Genomic DNA, 16,370 nt, shown 5'->3' on the forward strand with positions numbered 1-16,370 from the left:
GATTAATCAGAGAAGTGTAAATAATAAATATCTCGCTGATAGCCGGCAAAAATTCCCTGTCCTCCAGAAATGTTGGAATAAAGAGGAACCGGAGAATAAGGTCTAAAAGGATCTTCATATGAGTAACTTTCATGTTTTAAAAGGCGTTTCCGGTATTGGTAATAATGAGTTGTCCCGGTTTCGAAAAGCACCCTCAGTTTGTCTTCTGAGTCATATTCAGATGAAGCACTTACAGTTAATTGATACTTTTTATTTGTAAATAGAGCGTCGTTAAATGCAAAATACTTTGAGTAGTCGTTCTTAGTTATGCCTTCGGCAAGGATTACCGGGTCGTTACTGAATTGTTCTGTTGGATACCATATTACTTCATCCCCAACATAATTTCCGTTTTGGTCGTATATGGCTTTCAACCATCTTAAATAAAACTGTACTGTGTAAAATTCAACTTTTGGATGGTCTGTGAATGCAATTGCAATTTCTCCGTATGGATCTCCTTCTTCATCATAGCCAGCCTGCCTTTTGTAGGTGCAATTCTCGATTAATACTTTTTCAGGGATCGAATCGCTTGCGGTTACCTCAGGATAATCCTCCACTTCCACTTTAATGGAATAAATATTTCCCCGGCTTGGGGTAAATGCTTTGCTGGTGTAAATGCCACTTTCGGTGTGTTTTAATCTGCCTTTCTCTGTTCCGTTCTCAAAAATGGTAACACTGGCATTTTCAATGTTTCGGTCGTTTAAATCAGGATATTGAGCCAGCCGGCTTACATTTACAACGAAAGGTTCGTTTTCAGTGAAGAAGCAGTTTACTACAAGTTCTTGGGGCACATCTTCCACATCAAGGTCAACTACCTCGATACAGGCGGAAAGTGTAAGAACTAAGCATATGATTAAGGGGATTCGATTCATTAAAAACGGTATTTTAGTCCAAGTGCAAAAGTGGTTTTCATGTTTTGTCCGAATACGAACTCGGTGTTTATCCCAAGGTTTTTATAGACATAACACTCAATTCCCGGAGCATACAATAATTTATGATCGGTATGTCCTTCATAAAAAATAATTGAATAACGTAAACTGTTATAAATTTTCAGGTTTTGCACTAGCCATTCGTTTTTTGTGAACCAAGGCAAAATATTAAGTTTATAACCTACAGTTATAGGGTAGTAGGGCGGATAAGTATAGTTTGTAGTTTTAATTTTTCCAACGCGTTCCGCCATCAATTCGACCGACGAACATTTGGGAAAGCTATATTCAGCACTTAATCGAGGGTAATTATAGTTGTCTAAATTTTCGTATGAGTTGAGGTTTCGGTGCACAATGCTTGCACCAATATTCCAATTTCTAGCGTTCTCTTTTTCCGTTTGGGCTAAGCAAGATAGAGGAACCATTAATAGCAGAAATATAATTATTTTCATGTTCATAGTTCAATTTGTTTATTGTTTCCATGTAGCTAATGAAACTTCATCTCCGGTCCTGCCGGAGATGAAATATCTAATTAGTACTGATGACATTCAATCATATTAGTATCTGTATAGATTAAGTAGGGATTTCCTGAAAAGTACCAAGAGTATTCCATATCTAAACGAAATCCCACTAATCTTCTAACATTATCCCATAAAGTTTTTTTAAGCGTATCATCATATGTGTAACCATAAGAATAAATAATCTCGTTTTGTTTTCCCTCACGTTTATAAAAACATCGTGAAGAAATTCCAGAGGGAACAGTTCCCCATGGCCAATCTATTGTTTCATGTTTTAAATAAAGCGGCAATCCTTGGAATACAGTATATATCTTCGAAACTAAAGAATTATAGATACCATACTTGTTGTAATCAACAACTGTAACAATCCCGTCTCCTGGTTCATGAATAGAATTTTCCTGACCACAATAATCGGTAGCAACACTTTTTAAATTTTCACCTTTTAAGATTGCAAATACATCATCATCATAGCTAAATTCTTTCATCGAATTTACATCTATACTCTTCAACTCATAATCATCTCCAATAAACAAGGCGTCTACTTTTTCTTCGTCGTGATTTAAAGTAAATAAATAATGTTCAACGATAATTTGCTTATTAGGACTCAAAAGTGTAGCAAATTTTTCATCTTCAATAGGACAAGGTTGACCTTTAGATCTTGAATTGGAAAGAAGTGAACTAAAGCCTACTTCCAGTTCAAATAGTTCATAGTCCTCTACGTCAAAGACACTTAGGAAGTCAAGACATTTTTGGTAATCTTCTTCAGTTTCGAAAACAAAAATGTTATTTTCCACAGAAAAAGCAATACTGTCTAATCCGTCAAATGACAGTTGTTTTACTTCTGCCTGAGCATCTTCGACATTCACATCGATAAAATCATCACTTTTTTCACAAGCATTAAAAATTCTTAATCCTGCTAAAATCATAGCAAACCATACTAATTTTTTCATTTCTTTGTAAAGTTTTGTGGAATGGGGAGTGGCTGCTCCCCTTTCCGGTTAAAAAACAGTTTCTGTAACCCGGTTCTTTTAAAGGGCTGGGTTACTTTTTGCCCTTGGTTTTATATTGTTTTAATTGTTGTTCTATTTGCAATTACCTTATTACGTTTGTAATTAAGCAATTGCAACTAAACATTTAAATCAAAACACCTCTGTGTTTTTGTTTTTCCCTCACTGATTTTATACTGTCCTTGTCCTGAGAATTTGTGTCGATGAACAGGGGTTCCTGAATCAACACTATAAATATATAATTATCAGTTCTTTCTCACATTAAGAATAATGTTAAAAGTAAAATGGCAGAGTAATTTAAAAATCTTCTAAATAAAGGAGGTGGTGGATTCATTAACCTATAGTATTGACTATTTAAAAATTGATATCTAAGTTTATTGTCTGCATTTACATGTCGCAAATATTTACTAAATTTGCGACAATAAACAAATAAATAATTGATTATAAATACTGAAATACAAGTTTTAACAAAAATAAAAAAAGCGAGAGGGGGTTCGCTGTTTTTTGTTGAAGATTTTTTGCGTTTTGGGAACTACAAGACCATCTCAAAAGCCTTGGAGCGCCTTGTTGAAAAAGAAGAAATTTCAAGAGTAGCGCGTGGTATTTATGCCCGATTGGAGAAAGACCCGATTTTAGGACCGGTGAAACCGGGAACCGAAGCCATTGCCAAAGCCATTGCCAAAAGAGATAAAGCTCGAATTGTTCCAACAGGAGCTTTGGCATTAAATACCTTTGGCCTATCTACACAGGTTCCAATGAACGTGGTGTATTTAACGGATGGTGCCGCGCGCAAAATAAATGTTGGCAAACGTACAATTGTTTTCAAAAAGACCAGTCCTAAAAATCTGGCAGCCATCGGCGAAATCAGTAGCCTGGCAATTCAGGCATTGAAAGAACTTGGGAAAGACAATGTGACCGAAAGTCAAAAGCGAATAATATTAAAGTACCTAAAAAAAGAGGATAGTTATCGTTTGGAACATGATACAAAGTTAGCTCCCGAATGGATTAGAGTGATAATGCGAGAAGCCCTAACAAATATGACAAAGCATGGCAAATAAATGGCACGAGGTACCCGCTCAAACTAAAGTTAATGCTTATACCCAAATTGCAGAAGAAAAGGGGATGACTCCTTATGCTGTAGAAAAAGATTGGTGGGTTGTGCAAACATTATCGGCAATTTTTAAGATGGATATTGGGCTATACCTGATTTTTAAAGGAGGTACATCATTGAGTAAAGCCTGAAATTTAATTGAGCGATTTTCGGAAGATATTGACTTAGCATTTGACCGGAACTATCTTGGTTCTGAGGGTAAAATTAGCCGGACACAGATAAAAAAGCTGAGACAAAAAACCGGAAAATTTATTTCGGAATCATTTACCCCGGAATTAGAGGCTAAGCTTAAAGAAAATGGATTAAATGATGTAACCCTAAACTATATTGAACCTGAAGCCAGTGATGCCGACCCGGCAAAAGTTGAGATCTTCTATCCAAATGTTATTGAGTATCCTGGTTATATTCAACCACGAGTACTTTTGGAAATAAGTAGCAGTTCATTAAAAGAACCAAATAAAGTTCAAACTTTCAGCTCACTACTGGATGACTATTATCCAGACCAGGACTTTACTGGAACACCTGTTGATATACCAACAGCCATTCCTGAACGAACTTTTCTTGAAAAAATCTTTTTGTTACATGAGGAATTTCAACGCCCACACGATAGAATTAGGGTAGAAAGATTAAGCCGTCATCTTTACGATATATTTCAGTTAATCAAAAGTGGTTATGCTGAAAGTGCAATACTTGACAAGGAGCTATATGAAACCATCGTAGTTCACCGCCATTCTTTCTTTCGTGTTGGAGGAGTTAATTACAATCTCCATCAACCACAAACCATTAATCCAATACCAATCCCCAAATTTATCAAAGCATGGGAAGCTGATTACAAAACCATGCAGGAACAAATGATTTATGGTGATTCTCCATCATTTGAGGAAATGATAACTGTTATTCAGGATTTCAGTGCCAATGTAATCAATAAGCAGGAATGGAAGATGAAGGTTCAGTTTCCAAAGTCCTAAAAGCTCAAACCCTTATACAAAACTACTAAATTTCCAAAAGACAAGCCCTGCGGGTTTTTAAAAGCTTCCGGCATAAACCATTCATTTCAAAACCGGAAGAGTTAATTCAGGCCAACGCACAATGCCAATATCAAAAAGACTTAACCTCGTATACTTCGGTTAAAACTATTTGATATCCCACATTAACACATCCGCTTTTTCCATTCATTTTTTATTCCTTTTCCTTTTGAAAATCTTTCGGAAATGTTGCTAGAGGTGTTTACGGGTTTGAAACAAGAGTGTATTGCTATATTTCTATAATAATACCTCCATTGCTTCATCAACAAGTGAGTTATCAAGTTCTTTTAAATATGCCTGGGTAATAGCTAAATTTTGGTGCCCCAACGATTCACTGATAATATCGGTAGAAATTCCTTTCTGCTTTAAGCTGTTGGCATAGCTATGCCGGGCAACATAGCTTGATACTGATTTATTTATTCCACATAATCCAGCAATTTCTTTTAAATCTTTATTGTATTGCTTTAATGTTTTTTTCTTCCTGTTTTCGATTTGAGACGGAGTTAGTTTATCTTTTAAAAGTAATGGAAAAACATAACTCGTACGACTCTTCTTATTTCGATAATATTCCAAGATCTTTTGAACGGGAGGCAAAATCTTTATATGAAAATTTGTTTTAGTTTTTGACCGTATATAATATATTCTGTCCTCTGAAACATCTTTCCATTGAAGTTTCATCATATCTGCAAAGTTCATTCCTCGTGTATAAAAGCTGAAGACAAAATAATTTCTGGAATTTATGAGCCGCTGATGATTTCCCAGATCTAGGTTAATCAACTTTTGAACTTCTTCAAACGAAAGTGCTTTTTTAAGTCCCCGTCCTTTAAATTTGGAAACCTTATATACTTTAAACGGGTAAACGTTTGGCTTTATCAATTCTCGTTTTATAGCTGAATTAAAAACAGCCCTAATCGTTCTCATTTGCACGCTTATTCCTCCGTCAGTCCCTTTTCTTGATCTTAAATAGGCTTCATATTTTTCCAGAAAAGCAGGGGTAATATCTTCAAATAATAGTACTTTTCTATTCACATATTTTTTAACTGACTTAGACGTATCTCTATATATTCTCGCATTCCCGGTTCTTCCTGCTTTTTCCATTTCGGCAATGAGTTCTTCCCAGAACTTAAATATGTTTTGGTGAACTGGATTAGCACTAATGCGAAATTCTCGTTCAACTTCCGACAAAGTATAACTTCCTTTTCGTTGATGCAGTTCTGTAACAATACCTGTTGCCTGATCGATAAGCTTGAGTAGTAAACGATTTTTATTTAAATAATTTGTTGAGTTTTGATTGAATAATCCCTTTTTTGCGTTCCATTCTCTTGTCTCTGCCGTGTACGGGGTACGAAAGAAAATAGAATTTCTATCTTTGGAAATTCGTAAATAAATTGGATATTTACCTGTCGACAACTTCTTTTTCCTTAAAACGGCCTTAAAACTAATCATTTACGCATATTTATGGGTACAACATAGGTACAACAAATTGGTATTTAAAGGTAAATAAATAATATTTCATGGCAAAAGAAAAATACATATAATCCTGTATTACAATCACATACAAACATATGACAATTTATGCAAAATGAATATTTCTGTCTGGGGGGCGAGGGGTCGCAAGTTCAAATCTTGTCATCCCGACAACAAAGGAACCTTTCACGAAAGTGAAGGGTTTTGTTTTTTATAAAGAGTTCAAATTTATTTGAGGCTAAGTAAAAAAACAAAACTATAACGAACGAAGTGAGTAAGGTTCTTTTGTTGAGCATCTCCCCCACCAGAGATTCATTCAAAAAATAAATCTTGTCATCCCGACTGCTGAAAATGAAGAGGTTAGCCAAATAGGATTAACCTCTTTTTTTATACTTGTCGCAATTATGTCACAACTTTTCCGTATCAACGAAACTGTTCTGTCCGATAGGTTTTGTAATAACATCTAATTTTATCTCCCCATTTATGCGTTTCAACCACCAATAGGTTGTATACACAAAATATGGCTATATCATAGATGTCGTCTGCCAATTCCACTCTTTTCATTCTTTATTCACCCGCACTACAAGATTAGCTTTTTCAGTATGTGTATAATTTACTTAAACAGTTTGGGTGCAAAGGTATTCAGGTAGATTCGCCAGTTCGACCAGGTATGTCCGCCCGAAGTCACGAAAAAAGTGTGTTCCAATCCTGTATCTGTCAACATCTTGTCGAGCGTTTTTGCCGATTCAAAAAGAAAATCGGAATCGCCGCAGGCCAGAAAGTACATTTTATAACCTGCTTCTTTCAAAGCCTTAAACTGAGTTTCGTAGTTCTTCATCATTTCTTCCTGATCCGCTTCACTGCCTCCAAATCTCATTCCTCCGATTCCCATACTCAGTGGGCAGATGTAATCGAAAAATCCGGGGTACAATAAGGTGGTTGAAATGGTATGACCGCCACCCATTGAAAGACCAGCAATAGCACGGTGTGCGGGATCGGCAATTACCCGGTAATTCTTTTCAATATATGGCACAATGTCCTTCACGATGCTGTTTACATACAGGTTTCTGTTGGCCGGATCGCGATAGTCGTACTCAGCCGCAGGTAGTTGAAGGGTATTGGCCGCCATCTGATTTGGATTTCCATTGGGCATTACGCAAATCATGGGTTCAGCCAATCCTTTTTCGATCAAATTGTCGAGAATCTGGCGGGCACGGCCCATTGAACTCCAGGCATCTTCGTCGCCTCCGGCACCATGCAGCAGGTACAAGACCGGATAACTTTTGTTACTGGTTTCATAACCGTATGGCGTGTAAACAAACATTCGGCGGTTAAGGTCAAGGGTTGGCGAATTGTACCAAACCTGGTGCAGGTTGCCGCGTTTTTCGGCTTCAAAATAATTTTCAGTCTTTTCGCCGGGAACCAACAAAACACTCAGGTAGCGGGTTCCGTCGCGTTGCATAAACGTATTGTTTGGATCGTTTACAGTGGTGCCGTCAACATTAAAACTGTAGGTATAAAGTTCAGGTTCGGGCAAGGGCAAAGTAATCGACCACAGGCCTTTTTCATCTTTTGTAAGATCGAGGCTGGATGGCACATCCATCTCGCCCCGTGAAGTTTTCCTTTTAACGGTAGGCGTAAAACCTCCGGTAATTTTTACTGATTCGGCCTGGGGTGCCAAAAAGCGAAAGGTGACTTCGGTTTCTCCTATTTCAGGCGAAATGATCGGTTCGCGGCCCCAGAAATTGGAGAGTTCCTGAGCATAAGAAATGGAGAAACATGCCAGTGTAAGGATAACTAAAAGTAGTTTTTTTGAGTTCATAATAAGTTTTTAAATTGGTTAGTATTATTGGTTCTGTTCCGACCAATTGAAATCTTCTAGATTCATTTTGAAGAAACGTTCGGCATTATTAAAACGAATGTCTTGTTTTTGGTTTTTCGACAGCAAAGCCGGGCAATCTTTTATTCTGAGCATACACGAAAAGTATAAGAAACGAATGGCACAGCAGTGTAAAGTGCCGAGTGCCAGTATTCCCAATCGTGACCGCCGTTTCGTACTCTTAACTGATAAGGAATCTGTACTTTTCTCATGGCCTGACAAAAGGCAATATTTACATCGAACAGGAAATCATCGTCGCCACAATCGACAAACCAGCGGACTGTTCGTAGCTCTTCCTTGGTAGCATCGTCAGCATTTTCAACAAATTTTACACAATGGTTTTCGATGACACTTTCATTAAGTTTTTGAAATTTATCATCACTTGGAGGAATACCACCACCGGATTCAATACCCATTAAGGCGCTCATGGCATAGGCCGAAGAAAAAAGCTCCGGATGTTTTTGGGCGTATACTACTGTTCCGCCGCCACCCATCGATAAACCTGCCAGTGCACGGTGTTGCTTATCTCCAGTAATGCGGTATTTCGATTCAATGTAAGGCATGAATTCTTTGAAGAAAAAGGTTTCGTAAGGCCAACCGTCCATGTCGAAATAACCGTTCCAAATGCGGCCGGCATCGGGCATAATAATGATCATCTCAACAGCTTGTTCAGCGTCGATCAGTTTATTGGCTACATCCTGAATGTGACCACGTTCCACCCAGTCGGTGTTGTTCCCCCACACGCCGTGCAAAAGATAAAGTACTGGGTATTTCTTTTCAGGACTTGTTGTGTAGCTTTTGGGCAAATACACCGAATACTGACGGGTAACTCCTAAAACTTCACTTTTAATACTATCATATGAAGCTTTACCCTGTTGTGGCATTCCGGGAAACTGAGCAAACGACTGAGTACAGAAAAACAGTAATAGAATTAAAATTGATTGTTTCATTATTTTTTTTCATTAAGAAGATTAGAAAGGTTAGATAATACTATCATATCACCTGGCAACTTAGATGTGAATAAGAACAAATGGTTTAATTATGGTATTGGTTGATTCACTAAAAATATAGAAAATACTGTAATTAAGTGTTTATTCTAAATTCACGTTTAAGGGGCTTCAAAAGCATAAGATGAAATACGGCGGAAATATAAATACCTCAAGTCGAACCAATTTTAAGTCCTTAATACGCAATTTCACCTTAAAATCACTCATCAATTAAATGGCTACCAATTGTTTTTTTTATTTTTGTCGGTTCGATATCATTTTTAAAACTCGCAGTAATTGTTATAATTGCATAAGAGGCTGGAGATAAGTAGACAAAAAGAATGGATGAAATACAGGCTTTAAACGAATATTGTGCACAATCGATGATTGGCTTGCTCGGCATTAAGTTTACGGAAGCTAGCTCAACAAGCATTGTGGCAACTATGCCGGTACACCTAAAAACCAGCCAGCCCAACGGATTCCTGCATGGTGGAGCGTCGCTGACACTCGCTGAAACACTGGCAGGAGCAGGTTCGTATTTACTGGTCGATCGTGAAAAATATCATGTTTTTGGCATGCAGATTTCGGGAAATCACGTATCAACCGTAACCGACGGTATTTTAAGGGCTAAGGCCGAACTGATCCACCAGGGAAAAACAACACACATTTGGGATGTTAAAATTACTGCTGAAAACAATAAACTTATTTCTACCGTAAGGGTTACTAATATGATTGTTGAGATAAAGAAACAGGAGAACGAATGAGGGAGGTAAAAACATCAATAAAATCAATTCAGGAGACCATTTCACTTTGTTTGGAGCATAATCTGACTTTTGCAGCATACCGTTTGCCCAACAACGACAAATCAGAGTTGATCGTGCAAAAACAATATGCCCCCCGGCCGATCGAAGATTTAACAAACATTACAGTATTGAATGGATTTTTGGTGGCACCCTTTGTGTCTTCCTCCGAAAATCCAATGTTTCTGATTCAACCGGATTATCACTTTAAAGGCGAAGTTTCAGTAAATGATTTTGAAGAGATCGGCAATATCAATCACCTTGCAAAAGAAAGTACCGAGCAGGAACTTCCGTACGAAGTAAGCAAAGATGAATACCTCGTACAAATCGATAAAATTGTAAATTCGATAAAAAACAACGAGCTGCAGAAAGTAGTTTTGAGCCGTGCCAAAATCGTTGAAAATAACCTGGCCGGTCATATTCCTGAATTGTTATCGAATTTATGCGATCGCTTTGCCAATGCCTTCATCTACGTATTCAGCGCGCCTGGAAAACTTTGGGTAGGCGCCACACCCGAGCCCTTTGCCTTTCTGAATAACGACATTTTTCATACCTCGTCGGTTGCAGGTACCAAGGAAAATCAGGACAAATACCGTTCAATCGAAAATTGGGGCAGCAAAGAAAAACTGGAACAACAGTATGTTTCCGACTACATTAACAGTGTGTTGAATGCCAACCACTGGGAAAATATAAAACACCATGGTCCCTATGTAAAAAAGGCGGGCAACCTGCTGCATTTACGCACCGATTTTACTTCGAATTCGGGGCCAACAAACGGCAATCTGGGGCATTTGATCTCCAACCTGCACCCTACACCTGCGGTTTGCGGCTTCCCCAAAAAAGAAGCACTGCAAATGATCAGTGATGTGGAGAAACACAACCGCGAATATTACAGTGGATTTTTGGGGCCGGTTGGAATGGGACAGCCCGTAACACTATTTGTTAACCTGAGGTGTATGAAAATTGTGGGTGCTAACATCGTCCTGTATTCAGGAGGTGGACTGACGATTGATTCACACCCGGTTGATGAATGGTACGAAACCGAAATAAAGGCCAGTACTTTGCTGTCAGTAATTCAAGATATTTGTTAGTCAATGGCGCATCATCTGCAACACATCAGCGATCTGGCAGCTCTGCTTTTCACGCATGGAGTTGAAGATGTTGTGGTGTCACCCGGCTCGCGAAATGCTCCTTTGATCCGTGCTTTTTACGATACGTTTAGCGAAAATTGCCACAGTTTGGTTGACGAGCGAAGTGCTGCCTATTTTGCACTCGGGCAATCTTTGAAAACAGGAAAACCAAGTGTTCTGATCTCAACATCGGGAACCGCGGTTTTGAATTATGCACCGGCTGTTGCCGAGGCATTTTACCAGCAGGTACCGCTTTTGATCGTCACTGCCGACCGTCCTGCAGAATGGATCGGGCAACAGGATAACCAGGCGATGCAACAAGAAAATGTTTATCGGAATTATATAAAAGCCAGTTACTCGCTTCCGCTTGAATCAGCCCATACCGAAGATATTTGGATGGCGCATCGAACCATCAACGAAGCTTTTCACAAAACACTCTCAGTAAATCCGGGTCCGGTACACATCAATGTTCCGCTCCGAGAACCGTTGTACGAGGAGTTGCCTGAAGCATCGAAAAATCTGCAGATCATTCAAAAAGAAGTAGCGGGAAAAAGTGTTTCAACAAGTGGAGCTTTTCATACACATTGGGAAAAAGCCAATTCAATCATGATCGTTTGCGGACAACTGCCACCAAATGATGAACTTAATAAGGAATTAAAAAGAGTTGCCGCGGATCCAAGAGTAGTTGTTGCAGCCGAGCCGGTTTCAAACTTGCACGAATCTGCCACGATCCCGAATCCCGAAGTCACACTAAACAGCAAAATAAAATATACCGCTGAGGCCATTCCTGAGTTGGTGATTTATTTTGGCGGCCAGGTAGTATCAAAAAAAATAAAGCTTTTTCTACGTGGATTAAACAACACAAAATTCTGGTATATCACGCCGGAAGATAAGCTGATCGATACTTTTCAAAACCTTAGCGGGCATCTGAAAACCGATCCAATCTCTGCACTTAGAGCGCTGAATGTAACTACCGGAAAAAAATCAAACGCATTTAAAGCCTTTTGGGTAAAAGAAAAATCGAATGCCCTTGCTTTAACAAAAAAATATACTGAAGAAATTGCATTCTCCGATTTAAAGGTGTTCAAACAACTATCTGAACTACTTCCGGGAAAGGCCATTGTCTTTGCTGGAAACAGCAGCATTGTTCGCTACCTGTTGTATTTCGATCAGAATGAAAGAAAATATTATTCCAACCGGGGTGTTTCCGGAATTGACGGCTGCATTTCAACAGCAGCAGGCCTGGCTTCAAAAACCACTAAAACGGTTTATGCAGTTGTTGGCGACCTGGCATTTATCTACGATTCAAATGGATTGTGGAATCGCCAACTTCCCAAAAACCTAAAGATTATTTTGGTGAATAATGAAGGCGGCGGAATCTTCCATTTGCTAAAAGGACCATCGGAACATGAAGCTTTCCTGCCATTTGTAAATGCACATCACCCGGTTAACATTGAAAAGTTAAGTGAAGCATTTGGAGTGAACTATCAATGCAGCAGCACCGAAGATGAATTAATAACCTGCATCGAAAGTCTGAAAAACAGTGATCAGACAGAAATACTGGAAATCAAAACTCCGAATAACGGAGAGCCACAGATAACAAGAGATTTTTTCAAATTTTTAAATAAAAATTATGGAACGAAAGTGGACAATCCTTAAAGAATACAGCGAAATTAAATTTGAGTTTTTTGAAGGCATTGCAAAAATTACAATAAACCGGCCGCGTTACCGAAATGCGTTTACGCCCGACACAACACAGCAAATGATCGATGCCATGGTACGTTGCCGCGAAGATGCCAACATTTCGGTGGTGGTGCTTACCGGCGAAGGCGACAAGGCATTTTGCAGCGGTGGCGACCAGAATGTGAAAAATTTTGGTGGATACATTGGCAGCGACGGTGTTCCGCGACTGAATATCCTGGATATGCAGAAACATATTCGTTCCATCCCGAAACCCGTAATTGCCATGGTTAATGGTTATGCCATTGGCGGCGGGCATGTGTTGCATGTTATCTGCGATTTAAGCATTGCCTCCGAGAACGCCATTTTCGGACAAACCGGCCCAAAAGTAGGTAGTTTCGACGCCGGATTCGGCTCGTCGTACCTGGCACGTGTTGTCGGACAGAAAAAAGCACGAGAGATCTGGTTCCTTTGCGAACAGTATTCGGCACAGGAAGCGTTGGATATGGGCCTTGTAAACAAAGTGGTTCCGCTCGATCAACTGGAAGATACCGTGGTGGAATGGGCGAAAAAAATGATGCAACGTAGTCCGCTGGCATTGCGAATGATCAAAGCCGGATTAAATGCTGAACTGGATGGACAGGCCGGGATCCAGGAATTTGCCGGAAATGCCACTATGCTCTATTATATGACAGAAGAGGCACAGGAAGGTAAAAAGGCATTCCTTGAGAAACGTGACCCGGATTTTCAGAAATACCCGAAATTTCCTTAATTTAAAGGCATGGAGAAATTGAAATTCTGGATAGAAGCTTTCAGGTTGCGTACTTTGCCGCTGGCATTGTCGAGTGCAATACTTGGAAGTTTTCTGGCCTATGCCGACGGACAATTTAATCCGCTGGTGTTTGGGTTGGCCATTTCTACCACCATATTTCTGCAAATTCTTTCGAACCTTGCCAACGACTTTGGCGATTCACTTCATGGAACAGATAACGAAAAGCGTTTGGGACCGCTAAGAACCGTTCAGTCGGGCAAAATCTCAAAAACCGAGATGAAACGTTTGATCGCCACTTTTGTGATCTTGTCGCTAATTTCAGGTGGATTACTAATTTTTTCGGGAATAAAAACGGCCAACGCCGGAATGATCATTCTGTTTTTTGTCCTGGGGATTGCCAGCATTGTTGCAGCCATAAAATACACTGTTGGTCAAAATCCATACGGATATTCAGGTTTTGGCGACATATTTGTTTTTGTATTCTTCGGACTGCTGGGCGTTTGCGGAACTTACTTTTTGCACACCAATCATTTCGATCCTTTACTCTTGCTTCCGGCAGCATCCATTGGCTTTTTGAGTGCCGGAGTGCTGAACCTGAACAACATGCGCGACATTGAAAACGATGCAGCCAGCGGGAAAAAGACATTGGTAGTGAGAATGGGCTCGCAAAAAGCAAAGGTTTATCATGCCTCGTTGATCATCCTCTCCCCCGTTTTATCGCTGATTTATGTAATACGCACCTGGCAATCGGTGTACCAATTAATGTTTTTGCTTTCCATATTTCCCCTCGGCTTTCATTTGTACGAAGTCTTCAAAAACCATGTACCCGACAAACTGAACAATCAACTTAAAATACTGGCGCTTACCACATTTTTCTTTTCTGTCACCTACTCCATAGGAATTTTTCTGATAAAATGATACAAGCTTCCTATTCAAAACGGACCTTGTTTTTTAAGCAAGCTGCAGGCACTTCGCGCGGTGTTCTTACCGAAAAAGAAGTGTATTACCTGACGCTTACCGATTCTGAAAATGCGTCAAAAAAAGGTGTAGGAGAAATTGCCCCGATCCCAAAACTCAGCCCCGACGCGGTCCCTGAACTGGAAGAGCAGATCAAAAAACTAGTTCGCCAAATAAATAAAGGTGAAGCCGTCAATCAAAGTGAATGGTCGAAATTTCCTGCGGTTTGGTTTGGATTTGAAACGGCCTTAAAAGGAATAGATTCCAATTCGCCGGTATTACTTTATCCTTCAGAATTTACATCCGATAAAAAGGGAATTCCTATCAATGGATTGATTTGGATGGGAAGCAAAGAATTTATGGTGCAGCAGGTAGAAGAAAAACTGGCAGCCGGGTTTACCTGCTTGAAATTAAAAATCGGGGCAATTGATTTTGAAGCAGAACTGGATATTTTGCAATCCATTCGTGATCGTTTCCCGGCAGAACAACTCGAAATCAGGGTGGATGCCAACGGAGCATTTCCGGCTATAAATGCACTTTCAATTCTGGGGAAACTGTCCGCTTTCAACTTGCATTCCATCGAGCAGCCCATTAAAGCCGGTCAGGTTAAAGAAATGCGCCGATTATGTGCAGTAACACCACTTCCCATAGCACTCGATGAAGAGTTGATCGGAATTGCTGCTTATAACGAAAAAGCAAAACTTCTGGATGAAATAAAACCGCAATACATCATTCTTAAACCAACTTTAACCGGAGGCATTAAAGCTTCAGAGGAGTGGATCTCACTGGCCGAAGATCGTAATATAGGCTGGTGGATAACCTCGGCACTTGAGTCTAACATCGGGCTAAATGCCATTGTGCAATGGACAGCAACTTTGGGAACCTCCAATTTTCAAGGTCTGGGAACCGGTGCCTTGTTTACGAATAATATTGAAAGTCCGCTTTATGTTTCGGAAGGTTATATCCGTTACAATTCCAATAAAAAATGGAAGCTGGAGTCTTTATGAACAACGAAAATCAAATACATGGCCTAACACTCAACAGTCGCTATTATGCGTTGCCTGATTTGATTCAATTTTGCAAAGACGAGATTGATGCCGAAAAAGAGCCAGATTGGAAATTGGATGTTTATCGGTTTATTATTGATTTTCTATCGGATTCAGAATACATTTTGCAGCAAACTTCGGGAACGACCGGAGCTCCAAAAAGTATTGAACTTCCGAAAACCGCTATGCTGACATCAGCTAAAAACACCATCGATTTTTTTCAGCTAAAAGAGAATGATGTAGCAGTACTTTGTCTGCCCATTCGATACATTGCCGGGAAAATGATGATGGTTCGTGCACTACTTGGTGGATTAAACCTGCATTTTGTTGAACCATTAGGGACACCCAAACTTTCCGGCTTGGCAAAGATCGATTTTTGTGCTATGGTGCCGATGCAAGCCACACAACTTCTGGAAAAAGAAAAGTGGCCAAATTTAAAAACACTGATACTTGGTGGAGCCGAAACCGGTTTAGAATTGAAAAAACTTTTGCAAGAAGTAGATACGCAGGTTTACGAAACATACGGGATGGCGGAAACCTGCTCGCATGTTGCATTGAAAATGTTGAACGGAGAAACAGCAAACGATATTTTTACAGCCTTGCCGGAGGTAAATCTTTCAATGGATAAAAGAGAATGCCTGGTTATTGAAGCCGCTTATTTACCCGAAAAAGTAATCACCAACGACCGCGTCGAATTACTTGCTCCCAACCGGTTTAAATGGCTGGGAAGATACGATCATGTAATTAATTCGGGAGGTATTAAAATTCAGCCAGAGATGCTTGAAAAACAGTTTAGTGAAAAACTAAAATTGCCTTGTGTTGTAATGGGTATTCCCGATCAGTTACTTGGTCAAAAAATGATTTTGATTGTGGAATCTACTTCACAAAAAAACAGTGAGGATTTAATAAGTCAACTGAAACCGCATTTTAATAAGAAAATGTTACCCAAACAAATTTATTCTGTTAAAGAATTTCCCCGGAACAAGTCTTTTAAAGTGGACAGAGAAGCACTTCTGAGATTAATTTGAGT

General features: G+C 39.5%; 16 protein-coding genes. 10 read left to right on the forward strand and 6 right to left on the reverse strand.

Features of this window, described 5'->3' with window-relative positions:
* Positions 1-2: 2 nt before the first annotated feature.
* From WFY05_RS11480 to WFY05_RS11490, 3 genes are all read right to left on the reverse strand, one after another.
* The gene (locus WFY05_RS11480) at positions 3-908 is read right to left on the reverse strand and encodes a DUF4249 domain-containing protein (protein ID WP_340112992.1); all 906 of its coding nucleotides are present in this window, start codon (positions 906-908) and stop codon (positions 3-5) included.
* Positions 908-1,414 (reverse strand): hypothetical protein, encoded by a 507-nt coding sequence (locus WFY05_RS11485; protein ID WP_340112993.1) that lies wholly within the window; start codon positions 1,412-1,414, stop codon positions 908-910. Before WFY05_RS11485 ends, WFY05_RS11480 begins: the two co-directional genes overlap by 1 nt.
* 80 nt (positions 1,415-1,494) lie before the next feature.
* The gene (locus WFY05_RS11490; protein ID WP_340112994.1) at positions 1,495-2,430 is read right to left on the reverse strand and encodes a hypothetical protein; all 936 of its coding nucleotides are present in this window, start codon (positions 2,428-2,430) and stop codon (positions 1,495-1,497) included.
* Positions 2,431-2,924: 494 nt separating this feature from the next.
* Between WFY05_RS11490 and WFY05_RS11495 the strand changes: the two genes are divergently transcribed.
* From WFY05_RS11495 to WFY05_RS11505, 3 genes are read left to right on the forward strand one after another with little or no spacing between them, the layout of a single operon-like run.
* Positions 2,925-3,545 carry a DUF6088 family protein gene (locus tag WFY05_RS11495; protein ID WP_340112995.1) on the forward strand — a complete coding sequence of 207 codons (621 nt, stop codon included), beginning with the start codon at positions 2,925-2,927 and terminating at the stop codon, positions 3,543-3,545.
* A complete protein-coding gene (locus tag WFY05_RS11500; RefSeq protein ID WP_340112996.1) occupies positions 3,535-3,729 on the forward strand; it encodes a hypothetical protein in 195 nt (64 codons plus the stop codon). Before WFY05_RS11495 ends, WFY05_RS11500 begins: the two co-directional genes overlap by 11 nt.
* A gap of 6 nt (positions 3,730-3,735) precedes the next feature.
* Complete coding sequence (locus WFY05_RS11505) at positions 3,736-4,566, forward strand: nucleotidyl transferase AbiEii/AbiGii toxin family protein (RefSeq protein ID WP_340113281.1); 831 nt, start codon at positions 3,736-3,738, stop codon at positions 4,564-4,566.
* Between the two features lie 294 nt (positions 4,567-4,860).
* Here the strand turns inward: WFY05_RS11505 and WFY05_RS11510 are convergent, their stop codons facing one another.
* The 3 genes from WFY05_RS11510 to WFY05_RS11520 all read right to left on the reverse strand — a co-directional run bounded on the left by WFY05_RS11510 (position 4,861) and on the right by WFY05_RS11520 (position 8,919).
* A complete protein-coding gene (locus WFY05_RS11510) occupies positions 4,861-6,069 on the reverse strand; it encodes a phage integrase SAM-like domain-containing protein (protein WP_340112997.1) in 1,209 nt (402 codons plus the stop codon).
* A gap of 634 nt (positions 6,070-6,703) precedes the next feature.
* A complete protein-coding gene (locus tag WFY05_RS11515) occupies positions 6,704-7,912 on the reverse strand; it encodes an esterase (RefSeq protein WP_340112998.1) in 1,209 nt (402 codons plus the stop codon).
* A 140-nt stretch (positions 7,913-8,052) separates the two neighbouring features.
* Positions 8,053-8,919 carry an alpha/beta hydrolase gene (locus WFY05_RS11520; protein WP_340112999.1) on the reverse strand — a complete coding sequence of 289 codons (867 nt, stop codon included), beginning with the start codon at positions 8,917-8,919 and terminating at the stop codon, positions 8,053-8,055.
* A gap of 377 nt (positions 8,920-9,296) precedes the next feature.
* On the opposite strand from WFY05_RS11520, the gene WFY05_RS11525 reads away from it, so the two are divergent.
* From WFY05_RS11525 to WFY05_RS11555, 7 genes are read left to right on the forward strand one after another with little or no spacing between them, the layout of a single operon-like run.
* Positions 9,297-9,719, forward strand: coding sequence for a PaaI family thioesterase (locus WFY05_RS11525; RefSeq protein ID WP_340113000.1), 423 nt, complete (start codon positions 9,297-9,299; stop codon positions 9,717-9,719).
* Positions 9,716-10,846, forward strand: coding sequence for a chorismate-binding protein (locus WFY05_RS11530; RefSeq protein WP_340113001.1), 1,131 nt, complete (start codon positions 9,716-9,718; stop codon positions 10,844-10,846). Before WFY05_RS11525 ends, WFY05_RS11530 begins: the two co-directional genes overlap by 4 nt.
* 3 nt (positions 10,847-10,849) lie before the next feature.
* Complete coding sequence (gene menD / locus WFY05_RS11535) at positions 10,850-12,544, forward strand: 2-succinyl-5-enolpyruvyl-6-hydroxy-3-cyclohexene-1-carboxylic-acid synthase (RefSeq protein WP_340113002.1); 1,695 nt, start codon at positions 10,850-10,852, stop codon at positions 12,542-12,544.
* Positions 12,519-13,337, forward strand: a complete 819-nt coding sequence (menB, locus tag WFY05_RS11540; protein WP_340113003.1) for a 1,4-dihydroxy-2-naphthoyl-CoA synthase — start codon at positions 12,519-12,521, stop codon at positions 13,335-13,337. Before menD ends, menB begins: the two co-directional genes overlap by 26 nt.
* A 9-nt stretch (positions 13,338-13,346) precedes the next feature.
* Complete coding sequence (locus WFY05_RS11545) at positions 13,347-14,255, forward strand: 1,4-dihydroxy-2-naphthoate polyprenyltransferase (protein WP_340113004.1); 909 nt, start codon at positions 13,347-13,349, stop codon at positions 14,253-14,255.
* The gene (locus WFY05_RS11550) at positions 14,252-15,301 is read left to right on the forward strand and encodes an o-succinylbenzoate synthase (RefSeq protein ID WP_340113005.1); all 1,050 of its coding nucleotides are present in this window, start codon (positions 14,252-14,254) and stop codon (positions 15,299-15,301) included. Before WFY05_RS11545 ends, WFY05_RS11550 begins: the two co-directional genes overlap by 4 nt.
* Entirely contained in the window at positions 15,280-16,368 is a 1,089-nt protein-coding gene (locus tag WFY05_RS11555) for an AMP-binding protein (protein ID WP_340113006.1), read from the forward strand. The genes WFY05_RS11550 and WFY05_RS11555 overlap by 22 nt, the downstream gene beginning before the upstream one ends.
* The last annotated feature ends 2 nt before the right edge of the window (positions 16,369-16,370 follow it).

Origin of the sequence: Maribellus mangrovi (assembly GCF_037646455.1) — a bacterium.
GTDB lineage: Bacteria > Bacteroidota > Bacteroidia > Bacteroidales > Prolixibacteraceae > Draconibacterium > Draconibacterium mangrovi_A.

Excerpts from the sequence above, each read along its gene's own strand:
- WFY05_RS11480 (WP_340112992.1), bottom strand. The coding sequence starts at position 908 with ATGAATCGAATCCCCTTAATCATATGCTTAGTTCTTACACTTTCCGCC.
- WFY05_RS11485 (WP_340112993.1), bottom strand. The coding sequence starts at position 1,414 with ATGAAAATAATTATATTTCTGCTATTAATGGTTCCTCTATCTTGCTTA.
- WFY05_RS11490 (WP_340112994.1), bottom strand. The coding sequence starts at position 2,430 with ATGAAAAAATTAGTATGGTTTGCTATGATTTTAGCAGGATTAAGAATT.
- WFY05_RS11500 (WP_340112996.1), top strand. The coding sequence starts at position 3,535 with ATGGCAAATAAATGGCACGAGGTACCCGCTCAAACTAAAGTTAATGCT.
- WFY05_RS11510 (WP_340112997.1), bottom strand. The coding sequence starts at position 6,069 with ATGATTAGTTTTAAGGCCGTTTTAAGGAAAAAGAAGTTGTCGACAGGT.
- WFY05_RS11515 (WP_340112998.1), bottom strand. The coding sequence starts at position 7,912 with ATGAACTCAAAAAAACTACTTTTAGTTATCCTTACACTGGCATGTTTC.
- WFY05_RS11520 (WP_340112999.1), bottom strand. The coding sequence starts at position 8,919 with ATGAAACAATCAATTTTAATTCTATTACTGTTTTTCTGTACTCAGTCG.
- WFY05_RS11525 (WP_340113000.1), top strand. The coding sequence starts at position 9,297 with ATGGATGAAATACAGGCTTTAAACGAATATTGTGCACAATCGATGATT.
- WFY05_RS11530 (WP_340113001.1), top strand. The coding sequence starts at position 9,716 with ATGAGGGAGGTAAAAACATCAATAAAATCAATTCAGGAGACCATTTCA.
- menD (WP_340113002.1), top strand. The coding sequence starts at position 10,850 with ATGGCGCATCATCTGCAACACATCAGCGATCTGGCAGCTCTGCTTTTC.
- menB (WP_340113003.1), top strand. The coding sequence starts at position 12,519 with ATGGAACGAAAGTGGACAATCCTTAAAGAATACAGCGAAATTAAATTT.
- WFY05_RS11545 (WP_340113004.1), top strand. The coding sequence starts at position 13,347 with ATGGAGAAATTGAAATTCTGGATAGAAGCTTTCAGGTTGCGTACTTTG.
- WFY05_RS11550 (WP_340113005.1), top strand. The coding sequence starts at position 14,252 with ATGATACAAGCTTCCTATTCAAAACGGACCTTGTTTTTTAAGCAAGCT.
- WFY05_RS11555 (WP_340113006.1), top strand. The coding sequence starts at position 15,280 with ATGGAAGCTGGAGTCTTTATGAACAACGAAAATCAAATACATGGCCTA.